Annotated in this window: 10 protein-coding genes and 4 pseudogenes; 4 read left to right on the top strand and 10 right to left on the bottom strand. The window is 66.2% G+C overall.

Annotated elements, in window-relative coordinates; genetic code table 11:
• Positions 1–274: 274 nt before the first annotated feature.
• The 6 genes and pseudogenes from CN538_RS21365 to purM all read right to left on the bottom strand — a co-directional run bounded on the left by CN538_RS21365 (position 275) and on the right by purM (position 6,510).
• Positions 275–952, bottom strand: coding sequence for an HlyD family secretion protein (locus CN538_RS21365; RefSeq protein ID WP_207233556.1), 678 nt, complete (start codon positions 950–952; stop codon positions 275–277).
• Positions 900–2,366, bottom strand: a complete 1,467-nt coding sequence (locus tag CN538_RS18445; protein ID WP_207233555.1) for a site-2 protease family protein — start codon at positions 2,364–2,366, stop codon at positions 900–902. The genes CN538_RS21365 and CN538_RS18445 overlap by 53 nt, the downstream gene beginning before the upstream one ends.
• Entirely contained in the window at positions 2,366–3,682 is a 1,317-nt protein-coding gene (locus tag CN538_RS18440) for an efflux RND transporter periplasmic adaptor subunit (protein WP_106420365.1), read from the bottom strand. The genes CN538_RS18445 and CN538_RS18440 overlap by 1 nt, the downstream gene beginning before the upstream one ends.
• Positions 3,679–4,467 (bottom strand): efflux RND transporter periplasmic adaptor subunit, encoded by a 789-nt coding sequence (locus tag CN538_RS18435; RefSeq protein ID WP_106420364.1) that lies wholly within the window; start codon positions 4,465–4,467, stop codon positions 3,679–3,681. The genes CN538_RS18440 and CN538_RS18435 overlap by 4 nt, the downstream gene beginning before the upstream one ends.
• Before the next feature lie 207 nt (positions 4,468–4,674).
• Positions 4,675–5,421: a phosphoribosylglycinamide formyltransferase gene (gene purN / locus CN538_RS18430; protein WP_106420363.1), complete on the bottom strand. Its 747-nt coding sequence runs from the start codon at positions 5,419–5,421 to the stop codon at positions 4,675–4,677.
• Positions 5,418–6,510 (bottom strand): annotated as a pseudogene (purM, locus tag CN538_RS18425) (phosphoribosylformylglycinamidine cyclo-ligase). The gene purN and the pseudogene purM overlap by 4 nt, the downstream one beginning before the upstream one ends.
• A 137-nt stretch (positions 6,511–6,647) precedes the next feature.
• On the opposite strand from purM, the gene CN538_RS18420 reads away from it, so the two are divergent.
• The 4 genes and pseudogenes from CN538_RS18420 to CN538_RS18410 all read left to right on the top strand — a co-directional run bounded on the left by CN538_RS18420 (position 6,648) and on the right by CN538_RS18410 (position 10,493).
• Positions 6,648–7,691 (top strand): AI-2E family transporter, encoded by a 1,044-nt coding sequence (locus tag CN538_RS18420; RefSeq protein ID WP_242495383.1) that lies wholly within the window; start codon positions 6,648–6,650, stop codon positions 7,689–7,691.
• Between the two features lie 54 nt (positions 7,692–7,745).
• Positions 7,746–8,447 (top strand): annotated as a pseudogene (gene hda / locus CN538_RS18415) (DnaA regulatory inactivator Hda).
• A gap of 300 nt (positions 8,448–8,747) precedes the next feature.
• Positions 8,748–9,295: pseudogene (locus CN538_RS23665) on the top strand (cache domain-containing protein); the annotation flags it as partial.
• Between the two features lie 6 nt (positions 9,296–9,301).
• A pseudogene (locus CN538_RS18410) lies at positions 9,302–10,493 on the top strand (methyl-accepting chemotaxis protein).
• A gap of 161 nt (positions 10,494–10,654) precedes the next feature.
• Here the strand turns inward: CN538_RS18410 and CN538_RS18405 are convergent.
• The 4 genes from CN538_RS18405 to CN538_RS18390 all read right to left on the bottom strand — a co-directional run bounded on the left by CN538_RS18405 (position 10,655) and on the right by CN538_RS18390 (position 15,560).
• Complete coding sequence (locus CN538_RS18405; RefSeq protein ID WP_422917592.1) at positions 10,655–11,962, bottom strand: NAD(P)/FAD-dependent oxidoreductase; 1,308 nt, start codon at positions 11,960–11,962, stop codon at positions 10,655–10,657.
• A 144-nt stretch (positions 11,963–12,106) separates the two neighbouring features.
• Complete coding sequence (locus tag CN538_RS18400) at positions 12,107–12,652, bottom strand: glycine zipper 2TM domain-containing protein (RefSeq protein ID WP_106420361.1); 546 nt, start codon at positions 12,650–12,652, stop codon at positions 12,107–12,109.
• 405 nt (positions 12,653–13,057) lie between these two features.
• The gene (locus CN538_RS18395) at positions 13,058–14,119 is read right to left on the bottom strand and encodes a polyamine ABC transporter substrate-binding protein (RefSeq protein WP_106420360.1); all 1,062 of its coding nucleotides are present in this window, start codon (positions 14,117–14,119) and stop codon (positions 13,058–13,060) included.
• A 70-nt stretch (positions 14,120–14,189) separates the two neighbouring features.
• Positions 14,190–15,560 (bottom strand): glutamine synthetase family protein, encoded by a 1,371-nt coding sequence (locus CN538_RS18390; protein ID WP_106420359.1) that lies wholly within the window; start codon positions 15,558–15,560, stop codon positions 14,190–14,192.
• Between the last annotated feature and the right edge of the window lie 46 nt (positions 15,561–15,606).

Genomic DNA, 15,606 nt, shown 5'->3' with positions numbered 1-15,606 from the left:
CGTCATTACATTCGTTTGCGCAATCGGCATTATTTTTCATCGGGTAGTTTTCCCGTCGTCTCTATCTTTTATTCAGGCCGAGTGGCACCGAGACCGAAGTACAAGCGCTGCACTACGACCGGCGGTGAAAACGTATCAGCACGCTATGTCAGATCTTTCGGGGCCCTCGAGTATTCGTTAGCAAGCCCCCCTTAGAGGTAGGAAAGTGCCTGCGGCAGTCGCAAGTGTCTCGGCACGGCATTCCGACTCATGTGGCTCTCCATGGGGCTCTCTCTCAAAAACCGCTTTCCCGCACACCGAGTGCCGCGATCCGCCGCCAGGCCGCGCCCAGCAGGGACTGACGCTCGCCCTCGAGCAGCACTACCCCGCGCAGGGGATGATCGGGGTGGATGGCCTCACCGAGCAGCGACAGGCGGACGCCATACTGCGCCTGTACGGGCTCGGCGTGTTGCTGGGCATCGCGGCGCACGGCGATGGGGCCGCCGTGATCCGAGCTGAGCGCCTCCTGTTCCAGATAGGCGACGCCGGTGGCATCCACGTCGTCCAGGCGTACCGGCATGGCAGGGCGCATCGGATCATCGGCGATGAAACGCCCGCTGTTGCCGGCCTCGACCCGCCAGAGATTCTCTTCTGCCAGGTAGCCGCGCAGGCGCAGCCCGGGTCCGACGATACGTGCCAGCGACTCGGCAGGATGCAGCCAGCGGCCCACGCTCAGGTCGCGTTGCAGATCGCGCACCACGCCGGCCTGGGGGGCTCGCAGTTGCAGGCGCTCACGTTGCGCGGCGAGGCCACGGTATTCGGCCACGGCCTCGGCCAGGCGCTGTTCGAGAACGCCGGCATCGGCTGCCGTTTCGCTGCGTGCCGACAGACGACGCAGCTGGAGCTGCAGAATCTCTATCTCACGGCGGACGATGGCTTGACGCGAATCCAGATCGGGTGACGCCAGTTCCATGATCAGGTCGCCGGCCGACAGGCTGCCCATCCTGTACGTGCAAGGCCTTCAGGCGTGCGGCCACCGGAGCGTGCAGGGCGTGGGTGCGGGAGGCTTCGAGCAGGGCGGGTATCTCCACCGAGCCGCGCCAGGGCACGACCAGCACCAGCAGCAGCGCGCTCAGGCACAGCCCGGTGAGCAATGCCTTGCGCGGATTGGCCTGTTGGCGGTGTTGCCACCACTGCCTCAGTTCACGCCAGATCGGCAGGCCGATGAACCAGAGCAGCTCCACCAGCATCAGAAAGATGCCGAGCACCTTGAAGAACAGGTGATAGACCGCCAACGCGATGCCGAGGAACAGGATTGCGCGCCAGATCCACGCGCCATAGCCCCAGATCAGCAGGCGTTTGCGCATGGCCGGCGTCCAGGGCTCGGGGGCCGGTTCGCCATAACCGAACAGCGCCTCACGCAGGCGCCAGCGGCACAGGGCGAAGGCGCGCTGTTGCAGGTTGTCCACGCCCCATAGATCGCTGATCAGGAAATAACCATCGAAGCGCATGAAGGGGTTGAGGTTGATCACCAGGGTGGTGATCCAGGTGGCGCTGGCCAGCATGAAGGCCGCGGTGCGCGCCGGGCCATCCGGCAGCAGCGACCAGGCCAGCAGCGCCAGCACCGCCAGCAGCAGCTCGGCGAGCACGCCACCGGCGCCGATCAGCAGCCTGGAGCGGCGTTCTCGTACCCGCCAGGCATCGCTGACATCGGTGTAGAACATCGGTACCAGCACCATGAACGCCAGGCCCATGCTCTGCACCCGGCAGCCGGCGCGCTTGGCCATGAAGGCATGGCCAAATTCGTGACAGAGCTTGGCGAAGGTCAGCGCCACGCCGAAGGCCAGGGCGCCGCCGAGGCTGAACAGATGGGGGAAGGTGGTGAGAAAGCGCTGCCAGTCGCGAATCACCAGGAACAAGCCCAGGGCGAATACCAGCGGCAGCCCCCAGCGCAGCAGCCAGGGGCCGTGGCGTTCCAGCACCGGCCAGGCGCGGTTGAGAAAGGGATCCGGGCGCCATAGCGGGATGCGGAAGAACAGGTACTGGTGCAGCACTCGCTTCCACGGGCTCTGACGCTGGGCGGCGGCTTTCATGGCATAGCTGGCGCGCTGTTTGTCATCCAGGGCGGCGATCAGGTCATGCTGGCTGAGAAAGCCCAGCATCTCTTGCAGTTCATCGACGCCCAGGGGCGGACCGGGCTCGGCGTTGGCCGCCGTCAGCACGCGTTCGGGCTCGCCCAGCATCCAGTGGCGCAGCAGACGTACGGCTGCCGCTCCGAGCTTGAAGTAGCGACCGCGCAGCGGGTCGGCCAGCGTCCACTGCGGCGCGCCATCGAGGCCGGGGGCGGCCGGCGAGAGCTGCAGGTCGGGGCGCAGCGCGGGCAGCATCACAGGCCCAGGCTCTGCCGCGCGGCGGCCAAGGGGCGGCGCAGCAGGTAGTAGGCCAGCGGCGCGCGGTCGCCGAACAGCTTAGCGGTGCCGCGCAGGCCGATACGCGGCGGCGCCTCGACGAAGGTGGCATCGAGGCGGTAGGCCAATTGCCCGGCGGCGGTGCTCTGCGCCTCATAGGCCGCGCGCTCCAGCCGGGCGGTGTGTCGGTGCAGGGGGTCGCTGTCGAGAAACAGCGCCACCTCGGCGCCGGGTTCCAGGGCGATGGCGTCACCCACTGGCAGTTCGATGCGCAGTTCGGCCTGATTGGGGTCGGCAATCTGCATCAGTCGCTCGCCGGTCTGCACCGGCTTGCCGGTGAGGCGCTCGACATCGGCGAACACGGCGATCCCTGCGCGCTCGGCGCGTACCTCGCTGCGTGCCAGCAATTGCTGGGCATAGTCGCGCTCGGCACGCTTCTGCTCGACGCGCGCGGCGAGAAGATCCAGGCGGGCGCTGGATTCGGCATCGGCGAAGGCGCGCTGGCTGTTGGCCTTGAGTTCCGCCTCGGCCACATCCAGGGTGCGTTCGGCGACATCGGCCTGGGCCTTGAGGCTGGTGGCATCGAAGCGCACCAGCATGTCCCCGGCGGCCACCTGCTGGTTGGGTTTGACCAGGAACTCGGCAATCACCCCATCGAGTGGTGCCGCTACCACCCGGCCACCCAGGGGCACCACCTCGGCAGGGGCCAGTACCGACTGGCGTACCGGGATCAGCAGCAGCAGGCAGAGTGCCGCCGCCACCGCCAGCAGCTTCTTGCGCGGCCAGCGCAGACGCCAGGGTTTGCGCGGGTGCAGTGCCAGCCAGGCGTGGGCGTAGGCGTCTGCCAGCTGGTTCAGCAGGGCGTGTTCGGCGTCGTTGAAGGGCTGCTCGCGCGCCAGCCACAGGCCGCCGAAGGTCTCGCCGCTGCGGTTCTTCAGCGCCAGCCAGTAGGCGTGGGGGGCGGACAGGCTGTGCATGTCCAGGCGCGTCTGCTCGTCCAGTTGCGCGGGGTCGACGTTGTGGCTCTCGTCCAGTCGATTCTGTTTGTGCAGGGCGCCGGCCGCGCGCTCGACGAAGGCGACGAAGGGGGCGTGCGCCTCCACCACGCTGATGCCGGTCAGCGCCCGCACCTTGCCGGCGATCAGCAGGGCGGCGTGGCGAAAGCCGAACAGCGCCTGGCCGTCATTGACCATGGCGAAGGCCAGCTGTTCGGTGGTGGCCGCCTTGCGCGCCTGCTGTTCAAGGCCCAGGAAGCGCGCGAAGAGGTTATCGGGCTTGGCAGACGTGGCGCTCACGGCGACGCCTGAAAGCGCGCTGTGCCGCTCATGCCGGCCAGCAGGCCCTTGGTAGCCTCGGGAAGACTACCGATCAGCAGCAGGGTCTGGCTGCCCTCATCGATACGCGCGCCCAGACGTTTGACGGTAGCCTTCAGTGTTTTGCCGGTCTCGTCGGGGATGAAGTCGAAGGTCTGCCCCGGTTGCAGGCGGCTGAGCCAACTGGAGGGCACCAGCAGGTAGATCTCAAGCGTGGTGTTATCCACCACCTCCAGCAGCGGTGTGCCGCTGGCGACGCTCTCGTGGGGCTGGGCGCGGCGCAGCACTACGTTGCCGGCGAAGGGCGCGGTAACGCGGCAGCGCTTGACCTGCACCTGATACACCTGGCTTTCGGCCTGGGCCTGGGCTTGACGGGCCTCGGCCAGTGCCACCTCGAAACGACCGACTGAATTGAGCGCGGCCAGTTGCTTGTTGTGGTTCAGTTCTTCACGGGTGGCGCGCGCGGCAGCCTGGGCGGCGTTGAGCTGAGCCTGGTAGGCGCTGCAGTCGAAGCGCACGAGCAGGTCACCCTTGGCGAAACTTTGGCCATCGCTGTAGGGCATCTCGACGATACGTCCGGCCAGTTCGCTGCTGATCACCGCATGATTATGGGCGCGCAACACGCCGCGGACCTGGCGCTCGCCGCCTTTGGTGGCGGTGTTGGTGGGGTCGAGGGGACCAAGCAGCGAATCCTCGGCCCAGAGCGAGGGGCTCAAGGAGAGCGCGACAAGACCAAGAGTCAGCCAGTGGGCAGAGCGAAGCAGCATGTCACACATCCTTGCTTGATAGATCCGTAGTCTATGGCAGGGCGGAGGTGTGGCAAATTCATCTAAAGGCGACAAAAAAGGGGGTTATTCGTCACGCTCGTGAGAGGGTAGATCCTACTTCTGGCGCCGGGCGCCCGATCTCGGGCGCCCGGCGCAACCTTTGAGGCTAGCGCGAAGATCGGACGGCTGGGGCGAATGCCTTGGGGCTCACTCCAGATCCTCGTCAAGCTCCTCGGCGGCATCCTCGTGGGACATGCGCAGGCCGTGCGGCGGCAGCGGCATGTTGTCCAGCGTCACCGTGCCCTCGGCGCCGAGCTTGATTCGGCCTTCGAGGAACCAGCGCACGGCGATCGGGTAGATCAGGTGCTCGCGGGCATGGACTTTGGCGATCAGGGCATCGAGATCCTGATCGGGCTCGACCTTGACCGCGGCCTGAATCACCACCGGCCCGCCATCCAGCTCTTCGGTGACGAAGTGCACGCTGACACCGTGTTCGGCAACGCCGTCGTCCAGCGCGCGCTGATGCGTATTGAGGCCTTGGTACGCGGGCAGCAGCGACGGATGGATGTTGAGCATCCGCCCGCGGTAGTGATCGACGAACATCGGCGTGAGGATGCGCATGAAGCCGGCCAGCACCACCAGATTGGGTTCGTGGCGATCGATCACCTTGATCAGCGCGGCATCGAAGGCCTCGCGGGAGTCGTACTCGCGATGCGGCAGCGCCACGGCATCGACACCGGCATCCTTGGCCCGCTTGAGCCCAAACGCGTCGGCCTTGTTGGAGACCACCGCGACGATCTCGCCGCCCAGCTCGTCATGCGTCTGGGCATCGAGCAGCGCCTGCAGATTGCTGCCGTTGCCAGAGATCAGCACGACCACGCGGGGCTTCTCGGCGGCCGCGGCCTCGAAGTCGTTCAGCGTATCCTGATGCGGAGAAGAGTGCTCTGCGCTCATGCCGGCAGGTTCTCCAGCTGCACGGCGTCGTCACCCTCGTTGCGTGTGACGATCTCACCCAGACGATGGACCTGCTCGCCGGCGCCCTGCAGGTGGGTGACGGCGGCGTCGGCCTGGTCCGCCCACCACCACCACCATGCCGATACCGCAGTTGAGCACGCGATACATCTCGCGCTCGGCCACGTTGCCCTGGGCCTGCAGCCAGTCGAACACCGCCGGGCGCTGCCAGGTGGTGACGTCGACCCGCGCGGCGAGGTCGTCCGGCAGTACCCGCGGCACGTTCTCGAGCAGACCGCCGCCGGTGATGTGCGAGAGCGCGTGCACGGCCACGTCGCTGTCGCGAATCAGTGAGAGCAGCGGCTTGACGTAGATGCGGGTCGGCGCCATCAGCAGGTCGGCGAGCGGCTGGCCGTCGAGGGTTTCGTCGAGCTGGCCGCCGCCGACCTCGAGAATCTTGCGAATCAGCGAGTAACCGTTGGAGTGTGGCCCGGAAGAGGCTAGCCCCAGCAGCACGTCGCCGGCGGCGACCCGGCTGCCGTCGAGAATCTCGGACTTCTCCACCACGCCGACACAGAACCCGGCCAGGTCATAGTCGCTGCCTTCGTACATGCCCGGCATCTCGGCGGTCTCGCCCCCCACCAAGGCGCAGCCGGCCTGGCTGCAGCCCTCACCGATGCCGGTCACCACGTCGGCGGCAATATCGACATCCAGCTTGCCGGTGGCGTAGTAGTCGAGAAACAGCAGCGGCTCCGCGCCGGCGACCACCAGATCGTTGACGCACATGGCGACCAGATCGATGCCGATGGTGTCGTGCTTGCCCAGATCCATCGCCAGGCGCAGCTTGGTGCCGACGCCGTCGGTGCCGGAGACCAGCACCGGTTCGCGGTAGCCGCTGGGCAGCTGGCATAGTGCGCCGAAGCCGCCCAGGCCGCCCATCACTTCCGGCCGCGAGGTACGCTTGGCCACGCCCTTGATCCGCTCGACCAGCGCGTTGCCGGCATCGATGTCGACACCCGCGTCCCGGTAGGTCAGGGAGGGGGAGTTGGACGAACGGGGCGCGTTCGAAGAATCGGGAGAGGAGCGCGTCATAGGGGACCTTTCTCGCGGAGCCGGGGAGACGCTGCGGGTGACCCAGCGTCCCGCCAATGAATGGGGGTGATGTTCAGCGGGGCGCATTGTAGCATTGCCTACATCCGAGCGGGCAGTCAGGGAACGGCGAGAGCGCGATGAGTAAACTACAGATAGGCGGGTTGATCGGTGCCGCGCTGGGGCTTTGGCTGCTGGTGCTGCTCGAGCCGATCCTGATGCCGTTCTTCGTCAGCCTGATCCTGGCTTATCTGGGCGATCCGGTGACCGACTGGCTGGAGGCGCGGGGGCTGTCGCGGCGGCTTTCGGTGAGCCTGGTGTTTCTGCTGCTGGCGCTGGTGATGGTCGGTTCCCTGCTGATACTGCTGCCAATGCTGGGGCGCCAGCTGGGGCAGCTGATCGCGGCGCTGCCGGAGGTGCTCAACTGGGTCCAGACGACGGTGCTGCCGGAGGTGCGCGAACTGACCGGGATCGATTTCAGCGCCGACTTCGATCAGTTGCGCAACGCCTTGATGAGCAACTGGCGCGAGACAGGCACCTACGCTGCGGCCTTCCTGGCCCAGGCCTCGCGCTCGGGGCTGGCGTTGGCTATCTGGCTCGGCAATCTGGCGCTGATTCCGGTGGTTACCTTTTATCTGCTGCTCGACTGGGATCGGCTCAAGGGCTATGTGCGCGAGCTGCTGCCGCGCCAGGTCGAACCCCGGGTCACGGCGTTGGCGGTGGAGTGCGACGAGGTGCTTTCCGCCTTCCTGCGCGGCCAGCTGCTGGTGATGCTGAGCCTGGGCGTGATCTACGCTGTCGGCCTGAGCGTGGTGGGGCTCAAGTTCGGACTGCTGATCGGCCTGATGGCGGGGTTGGCGAGCATCGTGCCCTATCTCGGGGTCATCGTCGGCGTGCTCACCGCCGGCGTGGTGGCGTTCTTCCAGTTCGGCGAGTGGCTGCCGCTGGTGGGGGTGCTGGTGGTGTTCGGCATCGGCCAGGTGGCCGAGAGCACGCTGCTGCAGCCGCTGTTGCTGGGTGACAAGATCGGCCTGCATCCGGTGGCGGTGATCTTCGCCGTGCTCGCCGGCGGGCAACTGTTCGGCTTCACCGGTATCCTGCTGGCGCTACCGGTGGCCGCGGTGATCATGGTTCTGCTGCGTTACGCCCGCCTATCACCGCTATCGCCACAGTCGCCTCTATGATCGGGCGCGGGCCGAGGCGCTGACAGAGGGCTGGGACGGGGAGCACGACAGCTGATGCGCCCGGGACCGTCACAGCTGCCGCTGGGGGTGGGGCTGCGCGATGACGCTACCTTCGCCAACTACTTCCCCGGGGACAATGCGCCGCTGGTGGCGCATCTGGCCTCGCAGCTGGAGAGCACCGGCGAACCCTTCCTCTATCTGTGGGGAGGCAGTGGGGTGGGCTGCAGCCATCTGCTGCAGGCGGCCTGCCATGCTGCCGACGCCCGCGTCAGCGCGCGCTCTATCTGCCGCTGGATGCCCTAGGGCACTTTCCGCCGGATATTCTCGAAGAGCCCGAGCGACTCGATCTGCTGGCGATCGACGACCTGCAACTGGTGGTCGGGCGCAAGCGCTGGGAAGAGGCGCTGTTCCATGGCTTCAACCGTTTGGCGCGACGCCGGCAAGCGGCTGGTGATCGCCGCCGACCGTTCGCCGCGCCAGCTCGATATCAAGCTGCCGGACCTGGCTTCGCGCATGACCTGGGGCATGGTCTTTCATGTGCAGCCGTTGGATGACGCCCAGCGGCTGGGCGCGCTGCAACTGCGCGCGCGAGTACGCGGCATGCAGCTACCCGATGAGGTCGCGCGCTATATCCTGCATCGTGGTCCGCGTCAGCTCGATCAGCTCTCTGACGTGCTGGCACGCCTGGATCGCGCCTCGCTCTCCGCCAAGCGCAAGCTCACCATTCCTTTCGTCAAGCAAGCGCTGGAGTGGTAGCGCTTCCGCAGGCCCGATTCCTGGCAGCGTCTGTCTCTACCTGACGATCGCCTCTACGCCGGCCGCCAGAGCGCCTTTCACCGGCCGTCTTGACGGCTTCTGGCATCTGCGTGGATGCCTATTCCTACTAAAGTTGACTCAAGTTAAACAAATTGTCACCGATATCGACCTTGGTGGGCGCGTGATTCTGCCGGGTTGAATCGTGTTGGTGTTCGTTAGCGGCGTGGTATCGGATTCTGGCCGGGAGGGTGACGCGCCGCTGGATCTCACTCGATAACTCCAAAGACCGAGAGCGTACGCATGAAGGCACCTTCCGTTTTGCGCGCCAGACACGCGTTCAGCCTGCAGACCAAGATCGTGGCGCTGACGCTGATACCGCTGTTTGTGATCATCGTGGCGCTGGTGAGCGTCAACATCGTCTCCAACCTCAATGACAGTCGTCGAGAGCTGGCCGAGCAGCGGCGCTTGTTGATCGACAGTCAGGTCAAGGCGGTCAAGGGCATCGTCGATCTGGCTAAATCCGCCATCACGCCACTGGTCGAGAGTGCCGGCAGCGACCCTCAGGCAGCGCAGGCCAAGGCGCGCGATTTGCTGCGTGGGCTCTCATTCGACGGCACCAATTATATTTTCGTCTACGACTTCGATGGCACCAATCTGGTGTTTGCCCCCGACACCAAGAAGGAGGGGACCAATATGCTCGGGGTGACAGACGCCGATGGTAACCATGTCATCGCCGACCTGATCCGGGTCGCTCAGCAGGGGGGGGCCGCTACAGCTATCTGTGGCCCAATCCCGCTACCGGCAAGGTCGAGCGCAAGTACTCCTACGCCGAGCGCATCGATGGCTGGAACTGGATGATCGGTGCCGGCATCTATGCCACCTCCATCGATCAGGCGATGGCGGCGGCAGAGGCCAAGGCGGCGAGCAATCGCCACGCCATGCTGTGGCGATCGCTGCTGCTGGGCGGCGGGGGCATGCTGCTGGCGGCCCTGATCACCAGCGTGCTGGTGCGGCGTCTGCTCGGCCCGATCCGGCGCACCGCCGACGCGATGGGTGATATCGCCAGCGGCCAGGGCGATCTGACGCGCCGCCTGGCCGTCGACAGCCGCGACGAAGTGGGCGAACTCGCGACCCAGTTCAACGCTTTCGTCGGGCGCATGCAGGAAACGCTGCGTGACGTGCGCTCGAGTACCCGTAACGTTCACGCGACGTCGTCTCAGATCGCCGATGCCAGCGGCGAGCTGGCATCGCGCACCGAGCAGTCGGCATCCAGCCTGCAGCAGACCTCCGCCTCGATGGAGGAGATCACCACCACGGTGGCACATGCCACCGACTCGGCCACCCAGGCGAGTCAACTGGTGCAGTCGACCAGCGATGTGGCGCAAGAGGGCGAGCAGGCGATGGCCGAGGTCGAGGCGCGGATGAGCGAAATCACTCAGTCGGCGGCGCAGATCGAGGAGATCATCGGACTGATCGACTCCATCGCTTTCCAGACCAATATCCTGGCGCTGAATGCCTCCGTGGAGGCCGCGCGCGCCGGCGAGCACGGGCGCGGCTTCGCGGTGGTGGCCAGCGAGGTACGCTCACTGGCGGGTCGTTCGGCGGAGGCATCTAAAAATATTCGTGAGTTGATCACGCAGTCGGCCGAGCATACCCAGCGGCAGCGAGCTGGTGAATCGGGCCGGGAACACCATGCGTGAGATCGTCGACAGTGTGAATCGCGTCGCGGATGTGATCGGTGAGATCAGCGCCGGGGCCAAGGAGCAGAACAGCGGCATCGGCCAGATCAATACCGCGGTGGCGGAGATGGATGCGATGACGCAGCAGAACGCTGCCATGGTGCAGCAGTCGGCGACCTCAGCGGCCGATCTGCAGCAGGAAGCCGAGCGCCTGCGCGGCCTGATCGATACCTTCGTGCTCGGCGAAGACGTTACGGAGCAAGCGGCTGCGACACCCGATACTCAGCCGAAATCCACCAACGTGCAGCCGACATCGCTAACTGCCAAGCGCAGTACTCAAGACGAAGAGGCGTGGCAGACATTCTGACCCGGGGTCAGAGGCAGCTCGAGGGGCGGCCAGTGGCCGCCCCTTGCGTTTGTCTGCCGGCTCTGTGAATCCGGTCTGACTCTTGGTTCCGAGTCAGGTCGGCATGTCGGCCCGCGATGGATCGCTACGGCGCTGGCGGCATGCCCGTCAGGCAGGGAGTGTCACCAGCCGAGCTGGTCGCGCATCCGATAGTACCAGGCGCCGAGGGCGGTCAGCGGCACACGGAAGAGGCGGCCGCCGGGGAAGGGCGTGTGTGGCAGGTTGGCGAAGGCGTCGAAGCGCTCGAGCTCGCCGCTCAGCGCCTCCGCCATCAGCCGTCCGGCCAGATGGGTACAGGTCACGCCGTGCCCGGAGTAGCCTTGAGCATAGTAGACGTTGTGGTTGATGCGACCGAACTGCGGCAGGCGGTTGAGCGTCAGCAGGAAATTGCCGCTCCAGGTGTAGTCGACCTTGACCCCCTTGAGCTGGGGAAAGGTCTTCTCCAGATTGGGCCGAATGACCGCTTCGATGCTCGCCGGATCGTGGCCCCCATAGGTCACGCCACCGCCGTAGATGAGGCGGTTGTCGGCCGAGAGGCGGTAGTAGTCGAGCAGATAGTTGCAGTCCTCGACGCAGGCATCGTTGGGCAGCAGCTCGCGGGCGGTGTCGGCATCCAGCGGCGCGGTGGCCAGCACCTGGGTACCGCAGGGCATGCTCTTGCCCTCGAGCTCCGGCAGCAGACCATTGAGATAGGCGTTGCCGGCGACGATCACGCGCTCGGCGCGAACCTGCCCCTGGGCGCTGCGGATCACCACTGGGTCGCCGTGGCGAATCTCGATCACCGGCGAATGCTCGTATATCACCCCGCCGAGTGATTCGAACGCGGCGGCCTCGCCGAGCACCAGATTGAGCGGGTGCAGGTGCCCCCCGGAGTGGTCGAAGAGCGCGCCCACGTAGCGCTCGGAGCCGATCTCGCGACGGTAGCCTCGAGCATCGAGCAGTTCGAGCTGACGGTGGCCGTAGCGCTCCCACAGCGCCTTGTGCTCGACCAGCCCCTGCATCTGCTTGTCGCTGCAGGCAGCGAACAGGTTGCCCTCCTTGAGATCGCAGCGAATATCGTAGTCGGCGATGCGCGAGCGGATGATCTTGTTGCCCTCGAACGCCATGCTGCCCAGCGCCTGGGCGGTAGACTGGCCATACTTGGCCTCGATCACGTCCATGTCGCGGCTGTAGCTGTTGACGATTTGCCCGCCGTTGCGCCCCGAGGCGCCGAAGCCGATACGCGTCGCCTCCAGCACTACCACGCGCAGCCCACGCTCGGCCAGGTGCAGCGCCGAGGATATACCGGTGAAGCCGCCGCCGATCACGCACACGTCGGCGTCGACTTCGCCGCTTAGCCGCGGGCGTTCCGGGCCCGGGTTGGCCGAGGCGGCGTAGTAGGAGTCGACGTGACGCTCGGGGAAGGTCGCAGCAGAGGCTTGAGGCACGATGGCGGGCTCGCGTGTTGAATTTATTCGACGGATGCCAAGAGGGTAGCCGGTCCCGCTATGCGGCTCAACCGTCGCCGAGCGCAAACACGACCGCGCCGGCAGAAGCTGCCGGCGCGATGGGAGAGAGCGAAGCGGGCCAGGGCGTCAGGCGCCGCCGGCGCTCTGCCACTGGGGCTCGCCGTTGCGCATGGAGACGCGGTCGCCTTCGGGCTTCTTGTCCAGCTTGGCCTCGTGGACTTCGCCATCATAGCGATAGCGCACGTCGTAGCCGACGGTCTCTTGCTTGGTGTCCTTGACGGTGTTGCAGCGCTGTTCGGTGGTGGTGTAGGTGTCACCCTGCTGCATCTGGCCCTGGACCTGATTGCCGGCGATGCCGCCACCGACCGCACCGGCGGCCGTCATGATTTTCTTGCCACTGCCGCCGCCGAACTGGTTGCCCACGACGCCGCCGACGATGGGCGCCGATGGCGGTGCCGGCGATACGTGCTCGTCCTGTGCCGGACGGCGGTGGGTGACGGTCACGTTATGACACTCCTGACGCGGCGTCTCAGAGGTCTGAGTGATGGGGTCGACGCTGATGATGTCGGCGTATTGCGGCTGGCTGTCGCCGGACTGGTAGGCGCCGATGGCAACACCGCCGGCGACCCCGAGGGCAGCGATGACGCCGCCGATGATGATCGATTTCTGCATGGCCTTGCTCCTCTTGCGGACCGGCTCGTGTTCCGTCGAGCCAGGGACGGAAACCTCGCGGTTTACGCTGATCCCGTGTACTTGATCCCTGGTACTGACGATGAGTACCGATGGCGAGGGACGCGCTGTCTATGTGCGTGTCGTTCGTCGCTCACATGCGGGTGAGCCGACGCGCCGGGGGCGACGTCCGTGTCCTGTTGGCGGCGAACCGCCTTCCGTCGGTGGCAGCGGCGTGGAAAATGCCGCCACTCGATGGGCTCAGTTTAGTTCAGGCGACGGCGAAGAGAAGAGCGCAACGAATTGTTGAACGCTGTTTTCATATTGACAAACGGGTGTCTGTTCACGGCGACACTGGCGCTGAAGGCCCCGTGACCCGGGGCTTTCAGTGAAAGTCGGCGGCGCGTCTCAGCGGTTGCGCGCCTCGTTGGCCAGCTGCTGGAGCAGTTGCAACTGGTCGCCTTCCAACTGGGGCGCTGGTGTCAGCTTGGCGCGCTGGGCGTCACTCAGCTGCGAAGCCTCACGCAGATCGGCGTCGAGCAGCGGCAGTGCCGCCTGGTTGGGCGTGCGGTAGTAGGCGTAGGTCGCCGAGCGTGCGGCATTCTCCGGGCGCAGCATGAAGCTGATGAAGTCACGCGCCAGCTTCGGGTGGGGCGCGCGCTTGGGAATTGCCAGCGTATCCACGCCGAGCTGCGACCCCTCTTCGGGAATGAAGAACTCAAGCTTGCCGTAGGTCTCGGGCGCGTCCGCCTTGCGGTAGTCGAGATCGCCACTGTAGGTGACCGCGGCGCGGGTCACGCCGCGGGCGATCTGGTCAATGGCTGCGGTGCTGTCGGCGAAGCCGCTGAAGTTGGGGCGATGCAGGGTCTGGCTCACCAGCTTGGCGGCGGCGATCCAGTCGTCGCGCTGGGTACAGTCGAAGCCGTGGCCCTGGTAGGCGCAGGCCATGCCGAACAGGACCTGTGGGTCTCCGCCGAGCAGGGCGAAGGGCTGGTCCGGATTGACTTTCGGGTCGAGCAGCAGTGACCAGGAGTGGGCCGGGTCGGAAAACACCGTGGTGTCGTAGACGATTCCGGTGACGCCCCACAGATAGGGCACGCTGTAGGCGTCCTGGGGGTCGTAGCTGGGGTGGCGGAAGGCCGGCATCAAGTTGTCACGCCCCTGGATTTCGTCGCCCAGCGGCTGGATCAGGCCGGCCGCCACCAGCCTCGGCACGTAGTAGTCGGTGGGCACCACCACATCGAACTGGGCGTCGCCGCCGGCGACCAGCTTGGAGAACATCTCGGCGTTCGAGGTGAAGTAGCTCTGCACCACCTCGACCCCATACTGCTTTTCGAAGTCCTCGATCACGCCGGGGTCGGCGTACTCGGTCCAGTTGAAAAGGTAGAGCTTGTCCGGCGTCTGGGCCTGGGCGGCGGCGCTCAGCGACAGGCAGAGCGCGCTCAGGCAGAGGGCAGCGGTCGTGCGCATGCGGTATCACCTCGTGTCGGGGCGGCCGCGCGACGCTGAAAGCCAGGCGTCGCGCGGCCGCCGTAGGGGGTCAGACCCGCAGCAGCAGGTGCTCGCGCTCCCACGAGCTGATGACCCGGAAGTAGGCCGAGTGCTCGGCGCGCTTCACCGCCAGGTAGCTGCGGGTGAAGCGTCGTTCGCCCAGCAGGTCCGCCAGCGGTGCGCACTCGCTCAGTGCATTGAGCGCCGGGCCGATGTCGTCGGGCAGGGTATGGCCCATCGACCACGCCGAGCCGGTCAGCGGCGGCCGCGGCTCGATCTGCGAGAGCATGCCCAAATAGCCGCAGGCGAGCGACGCCGCCATCACCAGATAGGGGTTGGCGTCGGCGCCGGCGAGGCGGTTCTCGACCCGCGTGCCGGGCGCCGGGCCCACCGGTACGCGCAGACCCACGGTGCGGTTGTCGTAGCCCCACTCGGTGTTGATAGGCACCGAGCTGTTGCTGCCGCCGGGCATCAGCCGGCGGTAGGAGTTGACGTTGGGGGCGAAGAACGGCATCGCCGAGGGCAGGTACTGCTGCAGCCCGCCGATGTAGTGATGGAACAGTTTGCTGGGGCTGCCGTTGGCGCCGGCGAACAGATTGTCGCCGCTGTCGCGGTCGAGCAGGCTCTGGTGCAGATGCATCGAGCTGCCCGGCTCGTTGGCCATCGGCTTGGCCATGAAGGTGGCGTACATGTTGTGGCGCAGCGCGGTCTCGCGCAGGGTGCGCTTGAAGATCACCACCTGGTCGGCGAGTCGCAGCGGATCGCCGTGGCGGAAGTTGACCTCCATCTGCCCGGCACCCTCCTCGTGGGTCAGGGTATCGATATCCAACTGCTGCGCTTCGCAGTAGTCGTACATCTGCTCGAACAGCGGATCGAACTCATTGACCGCGTCGATGGAGAACGACTGGCGGCTGCTCTCCTGGCGTCCCGAGCGTCCGATCGGTGGTTCCAGCGGGTAGTCCGAGTCGGTATTGGTCTTGACCAGGTAGAACTCCAGCTCCGGCGCCATGATCGGCTGCCAGCCGCGGGCCTCGTAGAGCGCGAGGATGTGCTTGAGCACATGGCGCGGCGAGAGCTCCACCGGCTCGCCGTTCATGTAGAGACAGTCGTGGATGATCTGCGCGGTGGGGTCGTCGGCCCAGGGCACCAGATAGGCGGAGTCGGGGTCCGGCACCAGCTGCATGTCGAGTTCGGCCGGGTTCCAGAAGCGGATATCATCGTCGTCGTCGGGATAGCCGCCGGTGACCGTCTGAATGAAGATCGAGTCGGGCAGTCGGGTGTGACCGCCGCGCAGATACTTGCCGGCAGGCATGATCTTGCCCTTGAGAATGCCGGTGAGATCGGACACTAGGCACTCCACCTCGGTGATGCCGTGGCGGCTGAACCACTCTTCGAGCACGTGATGCGGTGTTTCGCTCATGACGCTGTCCTTGTGGCGCGCGTGGCGCCGTCTGGGAAGCCGCCGG

Origin of the sequence: Salinicola tamaricis (assembly GCF_003006155.1) — a bacterium.
GTDB classification, from domain to species: domain Bacteria; phylum Pseudomonadota; class Gammaproteobacteria; order Pseudomonadales; family Halomonadaceae; genus Salinicola; species Salinicola tamaricis.
Note: the sequence above shows the minus strand (reverse complement) of the source record. Positions and strands in the feature narration are given on the sequence as shown.

Coding starts and splice junctions, on each gene's coding strand:
- CN538_RS21365 (WP_207233556.1), bottom strand. CDS start 952: ATGGAACTGGCGTCACCCGATCTGGATTCGCGTCAAGCCATCGTCCGC.
- CN538_RS18445 (WP_207233555.1), bottom strand. CDS start 2,366: ATGCTGCCCGCGCTGCGCCCCGACCTGCAGCTCTCGCCGGCCGCCCCC.
- CN538_RS18435 (WP_106420364.1), bottom strand. CDS start 4,467: ATGCTGCTTCGCTCTGCCCACTGGCTGACTCTTGGTCTTGTCGCGCTC.
- purN (WP_106420363.1), bottom strand. CDS start 5,421: ATGAGCGCAGAGCACTCTTCTCCGCATCAGGATACGCTGAACGACTTC.
- CN538_RS18420 (WP_242495383.1), top strand. CDS start 6,648: ATGAGTAAACTACAGATAGGCGGGTTGATCGGTGCCGCGCTGGGGCTT.
- CN538_RS18400 (WP_106420361.1), bottom strand. CDS start 12,652: ATGCAGAAATCGATCATCATCGGCGGCGTCATCGCTGCCCTCGGGGTC.
- CN538_RS18395 (WP_106420360.1), bottom strand. CDS start 14,119: ATGCGCACGACCGCTGCCCTCTGCCTGAGCGCGCTCTGCCTGTCGCTG.
- CN538_RS18390 (WP_106420359.1), bottom strand. CDS start 15,560: ATGAGCGAAACACCGCATCACGTGCTCGAAGAGTGGTTCAGCCGCCAC.